Raw genomic sequence first — 620 nt, 5'->3', positions numbered from 1 at the left:
TGTTTACTCAATTGTTGCTTTTGAGTTTCTAATTCTTGTTTTTGTGTACTTAAAGTTTGATTTTGTTTTTCAAAACTATCTTTTTGTTGTTGTAAAGTCACAATTTGATTTTGTAATTGTTGAATTTTAGTATCTTTTGTACCAAGATTAATTCTTGCTTGTGCCAAATCATTTTCCAATGCTAGACTACTTGCTTCTTGCTGTTTAATTTTTGCTTCTAGTTCACTAATTTTTTGATTATTTTGTTCGATTAATGCTTGTTTTTGTTTTAGTTCTTTATTCTTTAGTTCAATATCATTTCACAATGATTTTAACAGTGAATTATCTTTTGCGTTTTGTGGACTAATAGTAGTTAGTTCGTCAATATTTTTTGTTCCTGTTAATGTTAAAAGTTTATCTTCTACTTTTTCAATCTTGTCTTCATTTTGTGCGTTAATTTCACTGATTTTGTTATCGTAATCAATAATTACTTGCTTATTGGTATTAAATACTTGACGTACTTTTGATTCGATATCGGCTAACAATTTTAATAACTTAGTAAGTTTTTCATTATTAACATTTGCTTGATTAAAAAACTCATTTACCAACTGATTATCATTTAGTTGTTGATATTGTGTTAG

1 protein-coding gene is annotated in these 620 nt (G+C 26.0%); it reads right to left on the bottom strand.

The window, feature by feature from the left end; translation table 4 throughout:
* On the bottom strand, positions 1 to 620 hold a 620-nt coding region (locus ACWXVN_RS03025), incomplete at both ends, for a hypothetical protein (RefSeq protein WP_455979071.1).

Source organism: Mycoplasma sp. 4044, assembly GCF_053851695.1.
The sequence above is the reverse complement of the archived record's forward strand: the minus strand, read 5'-3'. Positions and strand labels throughout refer to the sequence as shown.